Below are 20,428 nucleotides of genomic sequence, written 5' to 3'. Positions count from 1 at the left end.
GCCGATCGATGTGCGAATCCGACAGGCCTCTCAGGAGAGGGGCGGAACCGCTTCGGTCTCGTCCGCCGTGGCGCGATCCTCGCCGGCCGCGGCGGCGTCGCGATCGGCCACGGTCCTCGCCGGTGCCTCCTCCCGCGCATTCGGGTCGCCGGGGGCCGTCTCCAGGCCCAGGTCCGGCAGCGCCACGATGCGGTGGCCGCCGCGGCCGGCTGTGCGGCAGACGATGAAGTTGCGCTGCTCCATATAGGACAAGAGGCGCCGGGTGCGGCCGACCGACTGGGTGCCGTAGGCGCGGGCGATGGTGGCGTCGGACGGGCAGGGGGCGCCGGCCATCGCCGCCTTGACCAGCAGCAGGAAGATGCCCTGCATGTCCTCCGGCAGCTCCCGCGCCAGCCCGGTCGCGTGCTGCCAGGCCGGGCTCTCCGCCGTGTCGGTGTCGACCCCGGCTCGGGCCACGGCCAGCCGGCCGCGGAAGCCGGCGAGGTCCAGCGCCGGGGCGCTGCGGCTGCCGACCCGCTGGATCCGGCAGCGCACCAGGAAATCCTGGTACAGCACCGCGATCGGGCGGAACGCCGAATCCTCCGCCGCCACCAGGTCGCGCAGCACCGCGTCGATCGCGGCGTCGCGCTCGGCCTGGGTCATCGCATCCGGCTCCTCCTCCGGCGCCGGGGCGGTGTCGGGGCGGCTGCGGATCAGCTGGGCCAGCAGCTCGGCGGTCGATTGCTGCGGCTGCGGCGGCGGCCGCGTCGGGCGGGGCATCGGCGGCTCGGACTCGGCCGCCTTGAAGATCAGCTCGTGCACGTCCTCGGGCGGCGTCTCGGGCATCGGCAGCAGCTTCGGGCTGGCCGAGCGCGCGCCGGTCTCGACCGCGCCGATGCGGATCTCGATCGGCCGGCGCGACAGGGCCGGCCCGAGGGCGACGAAGCGGCCGCGGCCGAGGTCGCGGAACATCTCGGCCTGGCGCCGCTCCAGCCCCAGCAGGTCGGCGGCGCGGGCCATGTCGATGTCCAGGAAGGTGCGGCCCATCAGGAAGTTCGAGGCCTCGGCCGCCACGTTCTTGGCCAGCTTGGCCAGGCGCTGGGTGGCGATCACCCCGGCCAGGCCGCGCTTGCGGCCGCGGCTCATCAGGTTGGCCATGGCGCCCAGCGTCGCCTTGCGCGCCTCCTCCGACACGTCGCCGGCCGCGGCCGGGGCGAACAGCTGGGCCTCGTCCACCACCACCAGGATCGGGTACCAGAGGTCGCGCTCGGCGTCGAACAGCCCGTTCAGGAAGGCGGCGGCGGCGCGCATCTGGCTGTCGATGTCGCAGCGCTCCAGGTTCAGCACGGCGGAGGTGCGGTGCTGCCGCACCCGCCCGGCGATGCGGTACAGGTCCTCGTCCGACCGGTCGCCATCGACCACGATATGGCCGAAGCGGTCGGCCAGGCTGACGAAGTCGCCCTCGGGGTCGACCACCACCTGCTGCACCCAGGGCGCGCTCTGCTCCAGCAGGCGGCGCAGCAGATGCGACTTGCCGGAGCCGGAATTGCCCTGCACCAGCAGCCGCGTCGCCAGCAATTCCTCGAGATCGATCATGGCCGATGTCCCGTCGGACAGCGCTCCGATGTCGATTTGGACCGTCATCACCCCTCCGCACACTGCGGCCCCGTCCTCCGGGGAGGGCGGGGCGGGGCATGGTCTATCACGATCGGGCGGTCGGCGTGCAACCCGCCGGGGCAGGTCAGGGTCCCGGCATGCCCGGCCTTGCCGAGCGACCGCGGAACCATATCAATAGTGGATAGCGTGATGCGGGAACCGGATCCGCGAGAGGCTTGGATGCCGGCCGCCGGGGCCGCGGTCGAGCCGCCGATACGCCCAGCCAGCAAGGCTTGCGAACCGGTCGCGGCCGATCTGCCGCCCGCCAATCGCCTGGGAAACATCGGACAATTCCCGGTCCTCGGGCGATGAAGCCGCTCACCGCCATGCTTGACTCTTGCCCGGTCCGGGAATGAGCATCTGTTCACAAGATGAGCATAAGATCATGTTCACCCGGACAGACAGCCTCGCCGATAAAGGGTCGATTCTTCGGCCTCGTCCCACCCGGAAACCCTGACGGTTTCCGGCCTTTCCCGCCGAGCGAGAGAGACGCCTGTCGCCCGCTCCCTGCCTGGAAGAGGGAAGAATGCATGTTTGAAGGTGCTTTCACGCCGACGGCTTCGGCGCCACAGGCCTTGAGCGGCGGCGACCGCTATCCGGCGCCGCCGCGGCCGGCGATGAACCTGGCCTCGGTCGACCTGAACCTGCTGGTGGCGCTGGAAGCGCTGCTGGAACACCGCAACGTCACCCACGCCGCCCAGCATGTCGGCCAGAGCCAGCCGGCGATGAGCCGGGCGCTGGCCAGGCTGCGCGGCATGTTCAACGACGATCTCCTGGTCCGCACCTCCACCGGCCTGGCGCCGACGCCGCGCGGCGAGCGCCTGGCCGTGCTGCTGCCGTCGGTGCTAGGGGCGATTCGCGACATCGTGACCAGCCGCAGCTTCGCCCCCGGGGAGTGGCGGTCGAAGGTGACGATGGCGATGCCCGACCACCAGGCGCTGGTGCTGCTGCCGCGCCTGCTGCCGCGACTGCGCGAGCGCGCCCCCCATCTCGATATCGTCACCGATCCGCTGCTGGCCGGCGCGCTGCGGCGGCTCGAGCAGGGCGAGATCGACCTCGCCGTCGGCCAGATCGGCGAGACCCCTTCGGGCTATTTCCGGCGCAGCCTGTACTCCGACCGCTTCGCCTGCCTGCTGCGGCAGGACCACCCGGCCCTGGCGCAGGAGTGGACGATCGAGCGCTTCTCGACCCTGCGCCATGCCGTGATCGCCTCGGGCTCCGAGGACGGCTTCGGCCAGGTCTATGACGGGCTGGCCAAGCTGGACCTGCCGGACCGCGACCCGATCCTGGTCCCCAACATGCTGACGGCGCCGGCGATGATCGCGGAGACCGATCTGGTGCTGACCGTGCCGCACCGCGTCGCCACCCGGGTCGCCGCGATGCTGCCGCTGGCGGTGGTCGATCCGCCGCTGGAGCTGCCGCCCTATGAGGTCGCGCTGATCTGGCACGAACGGCGCCATCGCGACCCGGACCACAGCTGGCTGCGCGGCGAGATCGCCGCCGCGGCGCTGGCGACCGTCCAGGGCGGCCGCCGGTCCGCCGATCCGATCGAATTGCGCTAGCCGCCCAGCCGGTCCTCGACCCGCCGGATCAGCCCCTTGGCGTCGGCGGGGGCGCGCACCTTGGCGTCATTGTCGAAATAGACATAGACGTCGCGCTTCGCCCGCTTCGGCCCGGGCTTGTCGACCACCCGCTCGGCATCCGCCGGCTCGCCGCCCGTGGCCCAGGCGGCGACGCGGTCGGCCCAGCTGTCGAGCGCCTCGTCGTCATAGCCGCTGACATACAGCTGCTCCGACCCGTGCAGCCGGCAATAGATGAAGTCGGCGGTCAGGTCCATGCGCCGCGGCCAGTCGACCGTGTCGGCGCAGACCAGGGCGACGCCGTAGCGGCGCAGCAGCCGGATGAAGGCCGGATCGAGGAAGCTGTCGTGGCGGATTTCCATGGCGTGCCGCATCGGCCGCTTGCGGTCGGTCCTGGTCCAGACCCGGCCGGCATAGCGCTCGTCGTGCCGGTGGGAGATCTCGGCCGCGGCCTCGGTGTCCTTCGGCAGCAGCTCGAGGAAGGCCTCGATCCGCTCCTCGTCGAAGCGGAAGCTGGGCGGGAACTGCCACAGGATCGGCCCCAGCTTCGGCCCCAGGCGCAGCGGGCCTGAGGCCAGGAAATTGGCCAGCGGCGCCTCGACCTCGCGCAGGCGGCGCAGATGGGTGATGTAGCGCGGCCCCTTGACCGCGAAGACGAAGCCGTCCGGCGTCTCCTCGGCCCAGCGGGCATAACTCTCCGGCCGCTGGGTGCCGTAGAAGGTGCCGTTGATCTCGACCGTCGGGAAGCTCTCGGCGGCGAAGCCCAGCTCGCGCTTCTGCGGCAGGCCCTTGGGATAGAACACGCCGCGCCAGGGCCGGTAGGTCCAGCCCGAGATCCCGATCCGCACCTGCCCGGTCTTTCCGCCCATCACGCTCCTCCTGTGGTGGAACGCCATGGGACGCGATGCCGTGCCCGAAAACGGAGAGGGCGGCCCCTGGCGCCGCCCTCTCCTTCGCTCGGTCGGTCGGGACGTCTTCGATCAGAAGGCGAGCACCACGCCGGTGGTCAGCGCGGTCGACTCGTAGTCCTGGCCGGCACGGAACTCGTTCCGCTCGTAGGCCAGCTCGGTGAAGCTGCTGAGGCCGGGCGCGAAGTTGTAGAGGAACGAGCCGATGACGCTGTGATTGGCCTTCAGGTCCGCGCCGTCGGTGAAGGACGACTTCAGGCCGTTGTTCTTCTCCGCCGTGGTGTAGGCATAGCCGACCGACACGACATAGGGCCCGCCGTAATAGGACAGGTCGCCGGTGATCGAGTCGATCGCCTTGTCGGCGCGGAAGGTGCTGGCGAAGTGCACCCAGTTGACGCTGCCGGCGAAGCCGCTCGAATGGACGATCTGGCCGCCCAGGCTGTAGGCCTCGTAGTCGTGGTTGCCGCTGACGCCGTTGCCGGTGCCGGCCGATCCCCGCACCAGCACCGTGGTGCCGTCGAAGGTGTCGGAGTACTGGACGCCGCCGGTGGCGATGTTCTCGTACCGGGCGCTGCTGTCGTTGAACAGGTCGTTGCGGCCGCCATTGCCGGCATGGCCGTTGCCGCCGGCCAGCGGGGTGAAGTCGACGCCGAAGGAGAAGCCGGAGAAGCTCGGCGAGGTGTATTTGACCTTGGTGTCCTTGCCGTTCAGCCCGCCGATGCCGTAGCTCGGGTCGACGGCGTAGAAGGTGTCGGAGCCGCCGAACAGGTTGAACTTGCCGTCCAGCCCGTCGCCCCAGCTGGCGCCGAGGCCGAGCTTGCCGTTCAGCGTGTCATGGGCATAGACGTAGCCGAAATCGGCGATGGCATAGGGCGCGTCGCCGAGGGTGACGGTGCCGAAGCCCCCCTTGAGGTAGACATAGGTGCGGTCGATCGTCACGTCGTTGCGGCGGTCGACATTGTTCATGCGGATGCGGGCGCCGTATTCCAGGCCGGAATCGGTGACGTTCTTGACGTCGAACTGCAGCCGCGCATTGGACACGAAGTCATAGTCGCGGTCGAAGGTGTCGTCGGCGGTGTTGCTGAGCGACAGGCCAGCCATGAAGCCGATCCAGCCGCTGATCTTCAGCGACAGGCCCGAGGTGACGTTCGCATCCGCCGCCCGGGCAATACTCGTCCCTCCCGCGGCGGCCGCAAGGCACACCCCGAGCAACAAAAACTTCCGCATTTTACTTCCCCTCAGGTGTCGGGCGCGCGTCCCCCCAAATGGAACCGGCGACCCTTCTCTGGTGCGGCGAGGCTTATACGAAGTCCCTCGTTTTGAAATCAACCATCAGGCCCGACATAAAAGCTGCTTGCCGACAAACTTCATAAAATCGTCACTGCATGTCGGCGCGGGCAATGCAGGGCGCGCCGGTCCGGCATTCCGTGAACAGCGGCCGACGACGCGCAGGCCGGTTGCCAAGCGGACCGTGCCGTGGATATCAACGACGATCCAATGGAAAGGAACGGCGCATGCAGCGGGATTTCGGCCAGCCGGGGCGCTCGGCGCTGATCGCGGGCGAGGCGGCGATCGCCACCTCGCATCCGCTGGCCTCGGCCGCCGGGCTCGAGGTGCTGATGGATGGCGGCAACGCGGTCGACGCGGCACTGGCCGCGGTCGCGGTGCAATGCGTGGCCGAAGCCCACATGACCGGCATCGGCGGCGACTGCTTCGTGCTCTACGCCCCGGCCGGGCGCGACGCGCTGGCGCTGAACGGCAGCGGCCGCGCCCCGCGGGCGGCATCGGCGGAAGCGCTGGCGGCCCAGGGGCTGACAGCGATCCCGCAGCGCAGCCCGCATGCGGTGACCGTGCCCGGCGCGATCTCGGCCTGGTGCCGGCTGCATGAAGAGCACGGGTCGCTGCCGCTCGACCGGCTGTTCGCCCGCGCCATCCTGTATGCGGAGGAGGGCTATCCGGTGGCGCCCCGCGTCGCCTGGGACTGGGCCGAGGATGCCGGCTTCCTGGCCGGCGACGCCGGCTGCCGCGCCGTGTTCCTGCCCGGCGGCCGGATCCCTGCGGTCGGCGACCGGCATGCCCAGCCGCTGCTCGGCGCCCGGCTGCGCGACATCGCCGCCCACGGCGCCGCCGCCTTCTACGAGGGCGCGGTGGCGGAGTCGCTGGTCCGCCTCCTCAAGGCCCATGGCGGGCTGCACACGCTCGACGATTTCGCCGCCGGCCGCGAGGTCGCCAACTGGGTCGACCCGATCCGGCTCGACTATCACGGCACCGAGGTGGTCGAGTGCCCGCCGAACGGCCAGGGCCTGGCGGCGCTGATGATCCTCGGTATGCTCTCCGGCCACGACCTGGCGGCGGAGATGCCGGAGGCCGACCGCATCCACCTGCATGCCGAGGCGACCAAGATCGCCTATCACCACCGCGACGCGCTGATCGGCGACCCCGACCACCTGCCGCACGACCCGCGCACCCTGCTGTCGCAGGAGGTGCTGGGCACGCTGCGCCGGCGGATCGACCCGAAGCGCGCCGGCCGGCCGGCGCTGTGGACCGAGCCGGAGCACCGCGACACCATCTATCTCTGCGTCGTCGACCGTGACGGCAACGCCGTCTCCTTCATCAACTCGATCTTCGACAGCTTCGGCAGCGGCCTGCTCGATCCCGACACCGGCGTGCTGCTGCACAGCCGCGGCCGGTCGTTCCGGATCGAGCCCGGGCATCCGAACGCGATCGGGCCGGGCAAGCGGCCGATGCACACCATCATCCCCGGCCTGCTGCGCCGCGGCGGCCGCACCGCCGGCGTGTTCGGCGTGATGGGCGGGCACTACCAGGCGGCCGGCCAGGCCCAGTTCGTGTCCTCGATCGTCGACCGCGGCCTCGACCCGCAGGCGGCGCTGGACCTGCCGCGCAGCTTCGCCTTCGACGGCGAGCTGCAGCTCGAGACCCGGATCGGCGAGAGCGTGGCGGCGGATCTCGCCGGCCGCGGCCACAAGGTCGCGGTCCGGGACGAGCCGCTGGGCGGCGGCCAGGCGATCCTGATCGACCACGAGCGCGGCGTGCTGATCGCCGGCTCCGACCCCCGCAAGGACGGCTGCGCGCTGGGGATCTGATACGGCTCCCTCCCCCTTCCTGTCATTGCCGGGCTTGACCCGGCAATCCAGCGGGTGTCGACAGTCTCTGGATGCCCGGGTCAAGCCCGGGCATGACAGTTTTTGAATTTCATCCGTTGTTCTCCAAGGGCCGTCACCCAGCACGAGAGCAAAACCGGAGGACCCATGCAGCTTCAGCTCAGCTCCTGGCCGGAGATCGAGGCCTATCTCGAGACCTCGCGCGGCGCGATCATGCCGATCGGGTCGACCGAGCAGCACGGCCCGAACGGGCTGATCGGCACCGACGCGCTGTGCGCCGAGGGCATCGCCCGCGGCGTCGGCGACCAGACCGGGGCGGTGGTCGGCCCGACCATCGGCGTCGGCATGGCGCATCACCACATGACCTTCCCGGGCAGCATGACGCTGAAGCCGTCGACCCTGGTGCTGGTGATCCGCGACTACGTGATGGCGCTGGCCGAGCACGGCTTCGACCATTTCCTGTTCGTCAACGGGCATGGCGGCAACATCGCCACCATCCAGGCCGCCTTCTACGAGATCTACTCCGAGCGGCGCGCGCTCGGCAGCCCGTCGATCCGCTGCCGCCTGGTGAACTGGTGGGACAATGCCGGGGTGCAGCGCCTGTCGAAGGAGCTGTACGGCGTGGCCGAGGGCAGCCACGCCACCGCCAGCGAGGTGGCGGTCACCCAATACCTGTTCCCCGACCACATCAAGTCGGCCGAGCTGGACCCGCCGATCGCGCCCACGGGCCGGTTCTACGACGCCGTCGATTACCGCCGCCGCTTCCCGGACGGCCGCATCGGCTCCAACCCCGGCCTGGCGACGCCGGAGCATGGCAAGCAGTTCTACGACGCAGCGGTGGCGGCGATCTCCGGCACCTATGCGGAGTTCCTGGCCGAGACCTGATGCTGCCGTGACACGTCGCCAAGGGCCTGCAGCAGGGCTTCGCGCAGGGCCGCGGCATCGTCTTCCGGGACCAGGGTGACGCCCGGCCCCGCGTCGATGCCGCAGGCGGCGGTGGCGATCACCGGGATGCCCAGCGCCATGGCGCGCAGCAGCGCCCGCGGCTGGTGCTCGACGATCGCCGGCAGCACCACCGCGGCGACCGGGTCGGGCCAGGCGCCGGCGGGCAGGGGCCGCGCCGCGACATTGCGCCAGAACGGGCCGGCCTGCTCGCGCGCCCGGCCGGTCACGGCCAGGTCGATGTCCAGCCCCTCGACCGCGTCGCGCAGGGCATAGGCGCCCTTGCGGCCCAAGGCCGAGGCCGGGAACAGGATGGTGCGGCCGCCGATCGCGGGCCGTGGCGCCGCGGCGACGTCCGGCAGCGCCCAATCCAGATGCACCGCCCGGTCCCCGAAGCGCCCGGCGATGCCGCCATGCGGGGTGTAGAGACGCGCGGCCGCAGCCAGCGCCTCGGTCTCCGCCGCGACGATCTCTTCCGGCGCCCGGAAATCGCCCAGCGTCGGGCTCTCCGGATAGCGGGCCAGCGCCCGGTCCAGCCGGGCCTGCAGCGCCGCCAGCGGCCAGCGCTCCATCAGCACGTCGAAGCTGCGGCCCTGCAGGCAGCCGAGGCGCCAGAGATGCGGCAGTAGCCCCTGGCCGACCACCAGATGGGTGTGGCGATAGGACAGGCAGCTTGCATAGGCCTCGGCCAGCCGCCGGTCGAAGCCCAGCATCGCCCGGGGCAGCGCTCCGCCCGCCGCCGGCAGGCGGCGCAGCGCCCGGGAACGGGCCAGCGCGACCAGGGTGGCGCGGCTCTCGCTGCCTGGCAGCTCCGGCCAGGCATAGCGGGCGCGCCAGCGCATCGGCAGGAACAGCCGATCCTCCGGCCCGGCCTGGGCGCGCAGCAGCGCCGTGAATTCCGGCCAGCTTCCATCGACCAGCCAGGCGGTCGGCCGCCGCGTGATCTCCGGACCCTGCGGCAGGTGATGGCTGCACTCCTCACGGACGCAGCCGACGCAGTCAGCGGCGGCCCCGCGCGGGACGGGGAAGGGGACCACGATGCCGGCAGCGGGGGCGGCGGTGCTGCGGAAGCGGATCTCCAGCTCCGCCCCGCTCATCCGCGCCTCGATGCGGAAGGCAGCGCGGCTGCGGAAGCGCAGGTCGACATAGTTCCAGAACACGGTGGCGTCGCGCCCGGCGGCGGCGCGCGAGCCCGGCACCAGCCGGCTGTGGGCGTGGCGCTCGACGATCTCGAAGCCGGCGGCCAGCGCCGCCTCATACAGGCCGTTCGACAGCTGGCACAGCCCGCCCCCGGTGCTGGCGACCAGGCAGCCTTCGCGCAGCTCGCGACCGGCGACGAAGCCGCGCCGGCGCGTGGCCCGGCCGATCTGGCGCCAGAAGCTGAACACGGCGCCGGCCGGCACCTCGACACCATCGAGGGCGGGCAGGGCCAGGCGCAGATTGTGGATCTTGCCGGCGGTCAGCCCGTGCTCGGCGGCCCCGCCCGGCCCGGACCACAGCGGCGAGCGGATCTCGGCGACGATGGCGGCCTCGCGCAGCCCGTCCGCGCGCGAATGGCGCGCCGGCCGGCGGCGGATCTCGCGCAGGGCCCGCCCGCGGCGCAGCAGCGCCGCCTTGATCCCGAAGACCAGCGCGTCCCAACGCGACGGGACCTTGTGATCCGCTGGCGCTGTCATTCTGGCTGCTGCTCCCGACACCGGCGACAGGGGCAGTGAAGCAGCGGAAGATGGCCGGACGATGTCGGGCCGATGGCGACTGCACGCATGGCCTTGACCTCTGGCCCCGCCGGCTTGATGAAAGGCGACGCTTCCGATCGGGCCCGCCATGACCGACGCCCCCCGCCGCATCGGCATCCTGCTGCTGCCGCAGTTCTCGATGATGGCCTTCGCCTCGGCGCTGGAGCCGCTGCGCGTCGCCAACCGGCTGTCGCGGCGTCAGGTCTATCACTGGACCATCTTCTCCGCCGACGGCCTGCCGGTGCCGGCCTCGAACGGCCTGCCGCTGCCGGCCGATGCCGTTGCCGGCAGTGTCGACGACCTGCCGATGCTGATCGTCTGCGCCGCCTTCGAGCCGCTGGCCGCTGTCACCCCGGCGCTGATCCGCTGGTTCCGCCGGCTCGACCGCGCCGGCGCGGTGCTGGGCGGCATCGACACCGGCTGCTTCGCGCTGGCCGCCGCCGGTCTGCTCGACGGCTATCGCGCCACCGCGCATTGGGAGGCGCTGGACGGCTTCGCCGAGCAGTTCCCGCGGGTCGAGGCGCGCGCCTGCCTGTTCGAGACCGACCGCCGCCGCCTGACCTGCGCCGGCGGCACTGCCGCGCTGGACCTGATGCTGCAGATCATCCGCATGGACCATGGCGCCCGGCTGGCGGCGGCGGTGTCGGAGCAGTTCATCTACAACACCCTGCGCCATGCCGAGGACCGGCAGCGCCTGTCGGTGCCGCGGCAGCTCGACATCCGCGACAGCCGCCTGGCCCGGATGGTGGAGATCATGGAGCGCAACGTCGCCAATCCGATCGCGGTCACCGCCCTGGCCCGCACCGTCGACATGTCGCCGCGCCAGGTCGAGCGGCTGTTCGCCCACCATCTCGGCAAGGGGCCACAGGGCTTCTACCAGTCGCTGCGGCTGCAGCGGGCGCGGTCGATGGTGCAGTATTCCGACGACCCGCTGCTGGAGGTCGCGGTCGCCTGCGGCTTCGGCAGCTACGAGCATTTCTGCCGCTGCTACCGCCGCGAATTCGGCGTGCCGCCCAGCCGCGACCGAAGGGCCTCGGCCGCCTAGCGGAAAGCGTCAAGCCGGCGTCGCTCCCGATCAAGGTCCCGATGGTCGCTCGGGCGTAGCCTCGTCCCAGCGGCCGGTGCGCCGGCGATTCGGGGAGGCGGTGGGCCATGGCCCTGCAGACTGACATCAACCGGCGCGTGATCGTGACCTGCGCCGTCACCGGCGCCGGCGACACGGTGGGCAAGCATCCGGCGATCCCGGTGACGCCGCAGCAGATCGCCGATGCGGCGCTGGAGGCGGCGAAGGCCGGCGCCACCGTGGCCCATATCCATGTCCGCAACCCCGAGACCGGCAAGCCCAGCCGCGACCCGGCGCTGTACCGCGAGGTGGTGGACCGCATCCGCTCCTCCGGCGTCGACATCATCATCAACCTGACCGCCGGCATGGGCGGCGACCTGGTGATCGGGCCGCAGGACAACCCGACGAAGTTCGGCGCCGACACCGACCTTGTCGGCGGCATCGACCGGCTGCCGCATGTCGAGCAGTTGCTGCCGGAGATCTGCACCCTCGACTGCGGCTCGCTGAACTTCGGCGATGGCTCGCTGGTCTATGTCTCCACCCCCGACATCCTGCGCAAGCAGGCGAAACGGATCCAGGAGCTCGGGGTGAAGCCGGAGCTCGAGATCTTCGACACCGGCAACCTCTGGTTCGCGCGGAAGATGGTGGAGGAGGGGCTGCTCGACGCGCCGCCCTTGTTCCAGCTCTGCCTCGGCATTCCCTGGGGCACGCCGCCCGACCCGCGGATGATGCTGGCGATGCGCGACATGCTGCCGGACGGCGCGGTCTGGGCCGGCTTCGCCATCGGCCGGCTGCAGATGCCCTTCGTCGCCCAGGCGGTGCTGCTGGGCGGCCATGTCCGGGTCGGGCTCGAGGACAACCTCTATCTCGACAAGGGTGTCTACGCCTCCAACGGCAGCCTGGTCGAGCGGGCGCGGACCATCATCGAGGCGATGGGGTCGAAGGTGATGAGTCCGGCCGAGGCGCGCTGCCATCTCGGCCTCAAGCTGAAGGGGCAGGCCCATGCCGCGTGAGATCCGCACCCTCGGCATCGTCGGCGGCGGCGTCATCGGCAGCGGCTGGGCCGCCCGGGCGCTGGCCCGTGGCCTGGCCGTCGTCGCCTGGGACCCGTCCCCGACCGGCGAGCAGGCGCTGCGCGACGCCGTCGCCAATGCCTGGCCGGCGCTGACCCGGATCGGCCTGGCCGAAGGCGCGAGCCCTGACCGGCTGCGCGTGGTCGGCTCGGCCGAGGCGGTCGCCGCCGAATCCGATTTCGTGCAGGAGAGCGCGCCGGAGCGGATCGAGCTGAAGCGCAAGCTGCACCATGCGATGGCGGAGGCCGCGCCGACGGACGTCATCCTCGGCTCCTCCTCCTCCGGCCTGCTGCCCAGCGAGATCCAGGACGGCGCCCGGCATCCGGAGCGGATCGTCATCGGCCATCCGTTCAACCCGGTCTACCTGCTGCCGCTGGTCGAGGTGGTGGGCGGCAGGCAGACGGCGCCTGAGACGATCAAGGCGGCGTCGGCCTTCTACGCCTCGCTCGGCATGAAGCCGCTGCATGTCCGCAACGAGATCGACGGCTACATCGCCGACCGCCTGCTGGAGGCGCTGTGGCGCGAGGCGCTGCACCTGGTCGCCGACGGCATCGCCACGACCAAGGAGATCGACGAGGCGATCTGCTTCGGCGCCGGCATCCGCTGGGCCTTCATGGGCACCAACCTGACCTATCACCTCGCCGGTGGCGAGGGCGGCATGCGGCATATGCTGGAGCAGTTCGGCCCGGCGCTCGAGCTGCCCTGGACCAAGCTGGTGGCGCCGAAGCTGACCGACACCCTGATCGACCGCATGGTCGAAGGCACGCAGGAGCAGGCCGGCGGCTGGCCGATCAAGAAGATCGAGCGCTGGCGCGACGAGCGCATCATCCGGATCCTGCAGGCGCTGGAGTCGGCCGACCGCGACACCGGCCACCCGACCTATGATCCGCGGCCGGGCCAAGCCTGAGCCGCCGCCCGGCCGGGTCCTCCCTCGGCCGGGCGGCCTTTCAGCCGGGGATCAGCGTGTGCCGCCCGGCGTCGTCTGCCGCAGTTTGGTGAACGCTGCCTTCAGCCGCGCCGCATAGGCCGGATCGCCGGACAGGGTGCGCTGCCGCGGCCGGCGCTCGGCCGCCACCGCGGTCGCCAGCGCCCGCACCCGCACCGATTCGCCCTCCGTCACCGAGGTGCCGCCGAGCAGCTTCATATAGGTCTTGGTGTCGTGCTGCTGCAGCACCTCGTCGAGCCAGGGGCCCAGCGGGGAATCGGGAACGGGCGTCAGCCAGTCGCCCGGCAGCGGCCGGCTGTCCGGAATGTCGGCATAGGAGGCGCCGCAATCCCACAGCCAGAGCGCGTAGCCGAGGATCGCGGTGGCGATGCTGACCGGCGCCAGCAGGCCGGGGCCGGCATTCGCGTAGATCAGCGGGATCTCGGCCAGGTCGGCCATCGCCATGGGCACGATGTCGAGCGTGTTGCGGTAGCAGCTCGCCGTCGGGAAGGCGCTGCGGAAGGCGTCGGCGAAGGCCTGGTTGCCGGCGGTCGGCCCGGCATAGGTGGTCGGCACGATGGCGGGCGACAGGCCCTGCTGCCCCAGCTGCGCCTGCAGCCACGGGGCCAGCACGGTGGCGACGCAGCCGCCCAGGCTGTGCCCGGTCACCTGCAGCGGCACCTGCCGGTTCGCGGCGGCATCGTAGAATCCGGCCAGGAAGCCGACCAGGGACTGCCCGCCCGAGGTCAGGCCGGCGATCCGGGACAGCGCGGCGGCGGTGCCGTCGGCGATGAGGACGCCGGTCGGGGCTGTCCAGGGCGGCGCCTGCTGGGTGTCGGCGTCGAGATCCTCGACGATCTGGTTCCACAGCCCCATCAGCGGCACGTCCCAATCGGTGCCGCGCACGACCACGGCCAGGGACAGGGCCTGTCCGGCCGAGCTGCGGACCGCGGCATAGACCAGATTGGCCTGGGACGGGTCCTGCGCCGGCCCCCAGGCCAGCGACCAGCTGCCGCCGCCCGGCGCCGGCCAGGCCAGCGGGAAGCTGCCGGGAATGGCGGCGGGGTCGAGATAGGAGATCTGGCACAGTTGGAGCAGGCCGATGCTGGCGGCATCGGCCGTTGCAGTCGCAATGGTCATGATGAATTCCTCGAATTAATAATAAAATTAAAGAAACTGACAAATATTATTATAGCAGAGAGATAATATTCTGAAAGCTACTTCACATGCGCCCGCAGGGTCCGGCCGCGGATGCGCTCGCGGTGCATGATGTACAGGCTGGAGGCGATGACGATGGCGGCGCCCAGCACGACGAAGGGCTCGACGGCGTTGCCGAAGAACAGGCTGCCATAGGCCAGGGCCCAGACGATCATGGTGTACTGCATCGGCGCGATGGTGCTGGCCGGGGCCAGCGACAGCGCCCTCACCACCAGGAACTGGGCCGATCCCATCAGCAGGCCGGCGGCGCCGACCCGCAGCAGGTCGAACCAGCTCGGCAGCTTGAACACGAACAGCGCGACCGGCAGGCTGGTGACCAGCAGCCCCAGCATCACCGCCGTCACCATCACGGCGCGCTGCTCGTCCCGGCTGATCTTGCGCATGATCAGCACCACCCCGGCGCCGGTAAAGACCGAGCCCAGGGCCGAGAGGTGCCCCAGCGTCAGCGACTCGAAGCCCGGCCGCACCATCACCAGGATGCCCAGGAAGCCGACCACCACCGCGGCCCAGCGATGGGCGCGCACCTGCTCGCCCAGGATCGGGATGGACAGGATGGTCACCACCATCGGGGTGCAGAAGGCGATGGCGTAGACATCGGCCAGGGGCAGGGCGGAGAAGGCATAGAAGCCGAAGATGGTGCCGATCCCGGCCAGCAGGCCGCGCGCCACGATCAGCCGCGGATGCGCCGCCCGCATCCGGCCGAGGCCGCCGTCGCGGCGCAGCATGATCAGGATCGGGATGCAGGCGAAGGCGACCTGCATGGGGATGATCTGGAAGATCGAATAGCTGGCCGTCAGCCCCTTCACCAGCGCGTCGCTGGACGCGAACATCAGGTTGGCCAGCAGCGAGCACAGCAGGCCGAGCAGCGGGGTCTCGACGCCGGTGATGGTCGCGGGGGCAGGGGGCGCCGTCGGCGCGTGCAAAGGGGCCATCGGGACAGTCTCGTCGCCGCGCCGCCAGAGTCGCATGGTCGTCTCGATCCCCTCCGGGGCGGTGGGTTGCCCGTCCTGCCCCGAATGTCAGACATACGCCTGCTGGCGGAAAACGGGTGGCGAAAGCCGGAAAGGCTGGCATGCGCGCCGGGCGCGGTGCGGGCAAAGAGCGATCCCGGCCCGTGCGAAACCGTTGTCGACGCTGCCCGCGCATCCGAGACTGACGGCCTGCACAAATGAGGACGTTTCGATGGGCACCTGGGGAACCGGAGCATTCGAGAACGACAGCGCCTTGGATTTTGTCCAGGCGATTCAGGACCAGGGGCTGCAGCTCTTGGTTGCGGCATTCGACGACCTGCCCCCTGAGGACGAGTGGCTCGACGTCCAGGGAGAGGATGCCGTCGCGGCCGCGGAGATCGTTGCCGCCGCCTACGGCCAGGGAAAGCCGGGCCTGCCACCGCAGGTGCGGCAACTGGTGGCGCAGCACGGGACGGCGATCCGGGCGATGCCCGGGCTGCCGGCCAAGGCCCTCCAAGCCCTGTCCCGTGTGACGGCCGACAATTCCGAGCTCAAGGAGCTTTGGGCAGAGGTCGGTGACGACCAGGCCTGGATCGCGGCGATAAAGGACCTGGAGCGCCGGCTGGACGCAATCCCCTGAGCGGCCGCTTGGCGTTACTGCCGTGCCGCATGCGCCGGGAAGGGTGGCGAAGTTCGGCGGCATCGCCTATGCCGTCGCTGGCGGGTCGAGGGAAGGATGCTGCGATGATCGAGTTCGCGGTCGATGCGGTGCAGGTCGTGTTCAACCCGGCGGGCGGGCATCTGCACGATGTCGTGATGCGCTGGAACGGGCGGGAGATCCGGCCGCTGCACCGGGCGCCCTGGATCGACAGCGGCGAGGCGCTGCCGGCCGACATCCCGCTCGGCCTGCGCAACCTGGCCGGCGACTTCTTCTGCGCCCCCTTCGCCGACAGCGATCTGGACGGCGCGCCCGGCCATGGCTGGACCGGCAACGGCCATTGGAACCTCGACGGCATCGACCGGGAGGCCGGCGGCGTCACCGCGCGCTTCACGCTGCGGGAAAAGGTGTTCGGCGCCACCGTGCGCAAGGCGGTGACGCTGCGGCACGGCCAGCCGATCGTCTATCAGCGCCATGTCTTCGAGGGCGGCGCCGGGGCGCTGCCGATGGCGCATCACGCCATGATCCGGGCGCCCGGCGGGGCGGCGCTCAGCTTTTCGCCCAAGGCCTTCGGCACCACCCCGCCGACCCCGGTCGAGCCCGATGCCGCGCGGGGGCGCTCGGTGCTGGCCTACCCGCAGCGCTTCGTCGGGCTCGACGCGCTGCGCCTGGCCGACGGGCGCACGGTCGACGCCTCGCGCTACCCCTTCGCCGACAGCCATGAGGACATCGTGCTGCTGGCCGAGACGCCGGGCTCGCCGCTCGGCTGGTCGGCGGCGCTGGCGGCGCGCGAGGGCTTCCTGTTCTTCGGGCTGAAGAACCCGCGCCGGCTGCCCTTCACCATGCTGTGGATGAGCAATGGCGGCCGCGACTATCCGCCCTTCTCCAGCCGGCACCGCCATGTGCTGGGGATCGAGGAGGGCTGCATGTACCTGCATCTCGGCCACCGCGCCTCGATGCAACCGAACCCGCTGACCGCCGAGGGCTATCCGACCGCGATCGCGCTGGACCCGGCCGGGCGGGTCGAGATCGCCTACGCCTTTGGGGCGGTGCCGGCCGAGCCGGGCTGGGACCGGGTCGAGGCGATCAGCCACGGCCCCGCCGGTCTAGACCTGCGCATCGCCGGCGGCCCGGGCGCGACGGCCCTGACGCTGCCCTTCGAGGCGGAACGGATCGGGCTGTAGGGGTTAAAGATCGGCTAGATTTTCTGATGAATTTTCACCAATCTGCAAGAAAATATGCCTGGAGGGTATTGTGCCGTTAACGCCATTGATTTCTGGAACCGACGCTAACGAATTCTTTCATGTACCCGGCGACGGTTTTGTTGCTCCCGCCGGCTACGTCGATCGCGCCGTTGCCACGGCGATGGATGATATGATTCTGGCCGGGGGCGGAAATGATATAGTCTATGGTGGGAATGGTTCTGATTACGTGTGGGGTCAGGCCGGAAACGACAAGGTGTTCGGCGGGGCTGGCGATGATCAGATCGCGGGTTTCGCCGGCTCGGACGAGCTCTATGGCGGATCCGGCGATGACATATATTCCGTCGGTAATGATGATGATTACGTCCCTGATGATATAGATTTGATCGTCGAAGGCGTAGGGCAGGGAATCGACCGCGTCTATGTACATGTCCCAAACTATACGCTCACGGCCAATGTCGAAAATGGATCGATGTCATTTCTTCATGGCGCATTGAAAGGCAATGCCCTCGACAATGATCTATTCGCAGGAGGTGGAGATCTCAGCAACAATCATCTCTTCGGTCTTGCCGGCGCTGACACCCTGAATGGCGGCTATGGCGATGACGTGTTGGACGGGGGAGCCGGAGCTGACACTCTTTACGGCAGTCCTGGCTTCGACACGGCAGACTATTCTGCTTCGGCGATTGGCGTGTGGGTCAGCCTGCTTGCGAATGCAGGTCTTCATGGTGATGCCGAGGGTGATACATTGCTCGGAGTCGAAGCCCTGGTGGGATCCGCCAATGCTGACACGCTGATCGGGGATAAGGCGGTAAACCGCCTTGATGGCGGTAGCGGCGACGACGTGCTCCGAGGTGAGGCGGGTGTCGACACGCTCGACGGCGGCATCGGCAGCGACACCGCCAGCTACCACACCAGCGCGGCCGGGGTGATGGTCAACCTTGCAACCGGTGCCGTCAGCGGCGGCGACGCCCAGGGCGATACGCTGATCGGCATCGAGAGCCTCACCGGCAGCAACCAGGGCAATGACAGCCTGGTCGGGAGCGCCGACGCCAACACCCTGTCCGGTTGGGGCGGAGACGATGTGCTCCGCGGCGGGGCCGGGGCCGACCACCTCGACGGCGGCGCCGGTGCCGACACTGCCAGCTACTACACCGGCACGGTCGGGGTGACGGTCAACCTCTCGACCAGCATCGGGTCGGGTGGCGACGCTCAAGGCGACGTCTTGATCGGCATCGAGAATGTCAACGGCTCGACCGCGGCCGACCAGGTCACCGGCAGCGCCGTGGTCAACGCGCTGAACGGCTGGGCTGGGCAAGATGTGCTGCGCGGCGGTGGCGGCGCCGACCGCTTCGTCTTCTCCGCCGCCTCCCACAGCGTCGTCGGGGCGGCCGACCGGATCACCGATTTCAGCCACGCCCAGGGCGATCGCATCGACCTGTCGGCGATCGACGCCAACACCGGCGCCGCCGGCAATCAAGCCTTCAGCTTCGTCGGCACCGGCCTCTACACCCATCATGCCGGCGAGTTGCGTTCCGCTGTCACCAGCCCGGGGGTCACCACCATCGCCGGCGACGTCAACGGCGACGGCGTCTCCGACTTCCACATCCAGCTCACCGGCGCCATCGGCCTCGTCGCTGCCGACTTCGTGCTGTAGCAGCCGGCTTTAGGCCATCCGGGTCGAAGCAATGAAGCGTCACCTCTCCCGCGTACGGCAGGAGAGGTGACGCGAAGATGCTCGACGTCCTGTCAGACCCTGACTCGGCCCAATGCACTTCGCTCTGAGGTTCCGGAACCAGAATTTCGTAGTGAGCCCCAACTTTTCCGCCGCGTGGAACGACATCTAGCAGGCCGGATACGATTCGCTCTTGATCGGCCGCGGGTCCTCGCCTTCGATGGGCCGCCCGCAGCCGCGTCCATAGCAAAGAGACATCCATGTCCGCGTCCGATCGCGCCGTCCTCGAGGCCCTGTTCCAGGCCGCGCTCAGCGCCGCCTATCCGGAGACGCGGATGCAGCATCTGCTGCCGGAGCCGCCGACGGGCCGCACCATCGTGCTCGGCGCCGGCAAGGGCGCGGCGCGGATGGCGCGGGCCTTCGAGACGCTGTGGCCGCATCCCTGTGAGGGGCTGGTCGTCACCCGCTATGGCCACGGCACGCCGACCGAGCGGATCGAGGTGGTCGAGGCCGCGCATCCGGTGCCGGACGCCGCCGGCCGCGCCGCCGCCCAGCGCATCCTCGACCTCGCCCGTACCGCCGGTCCGGACGACCTGGTGGTCTGCCTGGTCTCGGGCGGCGCCTCGGCCTTGCTGTCGCTGCCGGCCGAGGGGCTGACCCTCGAGGACAAGCAGGCGGTGAACAAGGCGCTGCTGCGCTCCGGCGCGCCGATCCAGGAGATGAACGCGGTGCGCAAGGCGATGTCCGCGATCAAGGGCGGGCGCCTGGCCGCGGCGGCGGCGCCGGCGCGGGTCGTCACCTATCTGATCTCCGACGTGCCGGGCGACGAGCCTGGCGTGATCGGCTCCGGCCCCACCGTCGCCGGCGGCGCCGACCCGGAGACGGCGCTGGCGATCCTGCGCCGTTACGAGATCTCCATCCCAGAGACGGTCCAGCGGGCGATCCGCGCCAATGCCGCGCCGGCCGCGCTGCCGGCCGCCGATCTGCACATGCTGGCGACGCCGCAGATGGCGCTGGAGGCGGCTGCGGCGAAGGCGCGGGAGCTCGGCCTGACGCCGGTGATCCTCGGCGACGCGCTGGAGGGCGAGGCGCGTGAGGTCGGCCGGGTCCTGGCCGGCATCGCCGAGCAGGCGCTGCGGCATGGCCAGCCTGCGGCGCGGCCCTGCGTGCTGCTGTCCGGCGGCGAGACCACGGTGACGGTGAAGGGGCAGGGGCGGGGCGGCCGCAATGTCGAGTTCCTGCTGGCACTGACGCTCCAGCTGCAGGGCCGGCCCGGGGTTGCCGCCATCGCCTGCGACACCGATGGCATCGACGGGTCGGAGGACAATGCCGGCGCCTGGGCCGATGCGGCCACGCTGGCGCAGGGCAAGGCGCAGGGGCTCGCGGCAGCCGAGTTCCTGGCGAACAACGACGCCTACAGCTATTTCGCGGCGCTCGACCGGCTGGTGGTGACCGGGCCGACCCTGACCAACGTCAACGATTTCCGCGCCATCCTGGTGCGGTAACTGACGCAGGGGGCTCCTGGACCCGAGGCAGGATAAGCTGCCTCCGGGATGCACTTCGCTCCAAACCGCATTACCGGAGTATGTCGGCTTTGAGATAAGTGCTGTGCGATTGCCGAGGCGGGGCGGGGCGTGTAAAACCCTGAAGCCCGGCATGTGAACCCACGTCCATTATTCGTACAACTCCTATTCGTATGACTTTGTTTTGCTTCTGATTTTCCCGACGGCGTTTCGCCGAT

Annotated in this window: 16 protein-coding genes and 1 pseudogene; 11 read left to right on the top strand and 6 right to left on the bottom strand. The window is 70.2% G+C overall.

The window, feature by feature from the left end; translation table 11 throughout:
- Positions 1 to 30: 30 nt before the first annotated feature.
- The gene (locus QFZ27_RS31770; RefSeq protein WP_429230461.1) at positions 31 to 1,623 is read right to left on the bottom strand and encodes a helicase HerA domain-containing protein; all 1,593 of its coding nucleotides are present in this window, start codon (positions 1,621 to 1,623) and stop codon (positions 31 to 33) included.
- A gap of 542 nt (positions 1,624 to 2,165) precedes the next feature.
- On the opposite strand from QFZ27_RS31770, the gene QFZ27_RS31765 reads away from it, so the two are divergent.
- A complete protein-coding gene (locus QFZ27_RS31765; protein ID WP_429230460.1) occupies positions 2,166 to 3,197 on the top strand; it encodes a LysR family transcriptional regulator in 1,032 nt (343 codons plus the stop codon).
- Here QFZ27_RS31765 and QFZ27_RS31760 read toward each other — a convergent pair.
- Together QFZ27_RS31760 and QFZ27_RS31755 are read right to left on the bottom strand one after the other, a co-directional pair.
- A complete protein-coding gene (locus QFZ27_RS31760) occupies positions 3,194 to 4,084 on the bottom strand; it encodes a DUF72 domain-containing protein (RefSeq protein ID WP_429230459.1) in 891 nt (296 codons plus the stop codon). The genes QFZ27_RS31765 and QFZ27_RS31760 overlap by 4 nt on opposite strands.
- Positions 4,085 to 4,195: 111 nt before the next feature.
- Complete coding sequence (locus QFZ27_RS31755) at positions 4,196 to 5,350, bottom strand: porin (RefSeq protein ID WP_429230458.1); 1,155 nt, start codon at positions 5,348 to 5,350, stop codon at positions 4,196 to 4,198.
- Between the two features lie 287 nt (positions 5,351 to 5,637).
- Here QFZ27_RS31755 and QFZ27_RS31750 point away from each other — a divergent pair, with 287 nt between their 5' ends.
- Positions 5,638 to 7,227 (top strand): gamma-glutamyltransferase family protein, encoded by a 1,590-nt coding sequence (locus tag QFZ27_RS31750; RefSeq protein ID WP_429230457.1) that lies wholly within the window; start codon positions 5,638 to 5,640, stop codon positions 7,225 to 7,227.
- 165 nt (positions 7,228 to 7,392) lie between these two features.
- Entirely contained in the window at positions 7,393 to 8,130 is a 738-nt protein-coding gene (locus tag QFZ27_RS31745) for a creatininase family protein (RefSeq protein WP_429230456.1), read from the top strand.
- Here the strand turns inward: QFZ27_RS31745 and QFZ27_RS31740 are convergent.
- On the bottom strand, positions 8,103 to 9,863 hold the full coding sequence (locus QFZ27_RS31740) for a VanW family protein (RefSeq protein ID WP_429230455.1): 1,761 nt from the start codon (positions 9,861 to 9,863) through the stop codon (positions 8,103 to 8,105). The genes QFZ27_RS31745 and QFZ27_RS31740 overlap by 28 nt on opposite strands.
- Positions 9,864 to 10,011: 148 nt before the next feature.
- On the opposite strand from QFZ27_RS31740, the gene QFZ27_RS31735 reads away from it, so the two are divergent.
- The 3 genes from QFZ27_RS31735 to QFZ27_RS31725 all read left to right on the top strand — a co-directional run bounded on the left by QFZ27_RS31735 (position 10,012) and on the right by QFZ27_RS31725 (position 12,966).
- On the top strand, positions 10,012 to 10,968 hold the full coding sequence (locus tag QFZ27_RS31735) for a GlxA family transcriptional regulator (RefSeq protein WP_429230454.1): 957 nt from the start codon (positions 10,012 to 10,014) through the stop codon (positions 10,966 to 10,968).
- 107 nt (positions 10,969 to 11,075) lie between these two features.
- A complete protein-coding gene (cdhC, locus tag QFZ27_RS31730; protein ID WP_429230453.1) occupies positions 11,076 to 11,999 on the top strand; it encodes a 3-dehydrocarnitine:acetyl-CoA trimethylamine transferase CdhC in 924 nt (307 codons plus the stop codon).
- Positions 11,989 to 12,966 (top strand): L-carnitine dehydrogenase, encoded by a 978-nt coding sequence (locus tag QFZ27_RS31725; RefSeq protein ID WP_429230452.1) that lies wholly within the window; start codon positions 11,989 to 11,991, stop codon positions 12,964 to 12,966. The genes cdhC and QFZ27_RS31725 overlap by 11 nt, the downstream gene beginning before the upstream one ends.
- A gap of 51 nt (positions 12,967 to 13,017) precedes the next feature.
- On the opposite strand, the gene QFZ27_RS31720 is transcribed toward QFZ27_RS31725, so the two are convergent.
- Both QFZ27_RS31720 and QFZ27_RS31715 read right to left on the bottom strand, forming a co-directional pair.
- A complete protein-coding gene (locus QFZ27_RS31720) occupies positions 13,018 to 14,124 on the bottom strand; it encodes a lipase family protein (RefSeq protein WP_429230451.1) in 1,107 nt (368 codons plus the stop codon).
- 77 nt (positions 14,125 to 14,201) lie between these two features.
- Positions 14,202 to 15,134 (bottom strand): DMT family transporter, encoded by a 933-nt coding sequence (locus tag QFZ27_RS31715; RefSeq protein WP_429230450.1) that lies wholly within the window; start codon positions 15,132 to 15,134, stop codon positions 14,202 to 14,204.
- 250 nt (positions 15,135 to 15,384) lie between these two features.
- Between QFZ27_RS31715 and QFZ27_RS31710 the strand changes: the two genes are divergently transcribed.
- From QFZ27_RS31710 to QFZ27_RS31690, 5 genes and pseudogenes are all read left to right on the top strand, one after another.
- Positions 15,385 to 15,792 carry a DUF4259 domain-containing protein gene (locus QFZ27_RS31710; protein ID WP_429230449.1) on the top strand — a complete coding sequence of 136 codons (408 nt, stop codon included), beginning with the start codon at positions 15,385 to 15,387 and terminating at the stop codon, positions 15,790 to 15,792.
- Positions 15,793 to 15,896: 104 nt separating this feature from the next.
- Positions 15,897 to 16,994 carry a hypothetical protein gene (locus tag QFZ27_RS31705; RefSeq protein WP_429230448.1) on the top strand — a complete coding sequence of 366 codons (1,098 nt, stop codon included), beginning with the start codon at positions 15,897 to 15,899 and terminating at the stop codon, positions 16,992 to 16,994.
- Between the two features lie 181 nt (positions 16,995 to 17,175).
- Positions 17,176 to 17,664 (top strand): annotated as a pseudogene (locus QFZ27_RS31700) (calcium-binding protein); the annotation flags it as partial.
- Positions 17,665 to 17,781: 117 nt separating this feature from the next.
- On the top strand, positions 17,782 to 18,669 hold the full coding sequence (locus tag QFZ27_RS31695; RefSeq protein WP_429232515.1) for a M10 family metallopeptidase C-terminal domain-containing protein: 888 nt from the start codon (positions 17,782 to 17,784) through the stop codon (positions 18,667 to 18,669).
- 278 nt (positions 18,670 to 18,947) lie between these two features.
- The gene (locus QFZ27_RS31690) at positions 18,948 to 20,192 is read left to right on the top strand and encodes a glycerate kinase type-2 family protein (RefSeq protein ID WP_429230447.1); all 1,245 of its coding nucleotides are present in this window, start codon (positions 18,948 to 18,950) and stop codon (positions 20,190 to 20,192) included.
- Positions 20,193 to 20,428 lie beyond the last annotated feature (236 nt).

Origin of the sequence: Inquilinus ginsengisoli, from assembly GCF_050434925.1 — a bacterium.
GTDB classification, from domain to species: Bacteria; Pseudomonadota; Alphaproteobacteria; order DSM-16000; family Inquilinaceae; genus Inquilinus; species Inquilinus ginsengisoli_B.
Note: the sequence above shows the minus strand (reverse complement) of the source record. Positions and strands in the feature narration are given on the sequence as shown.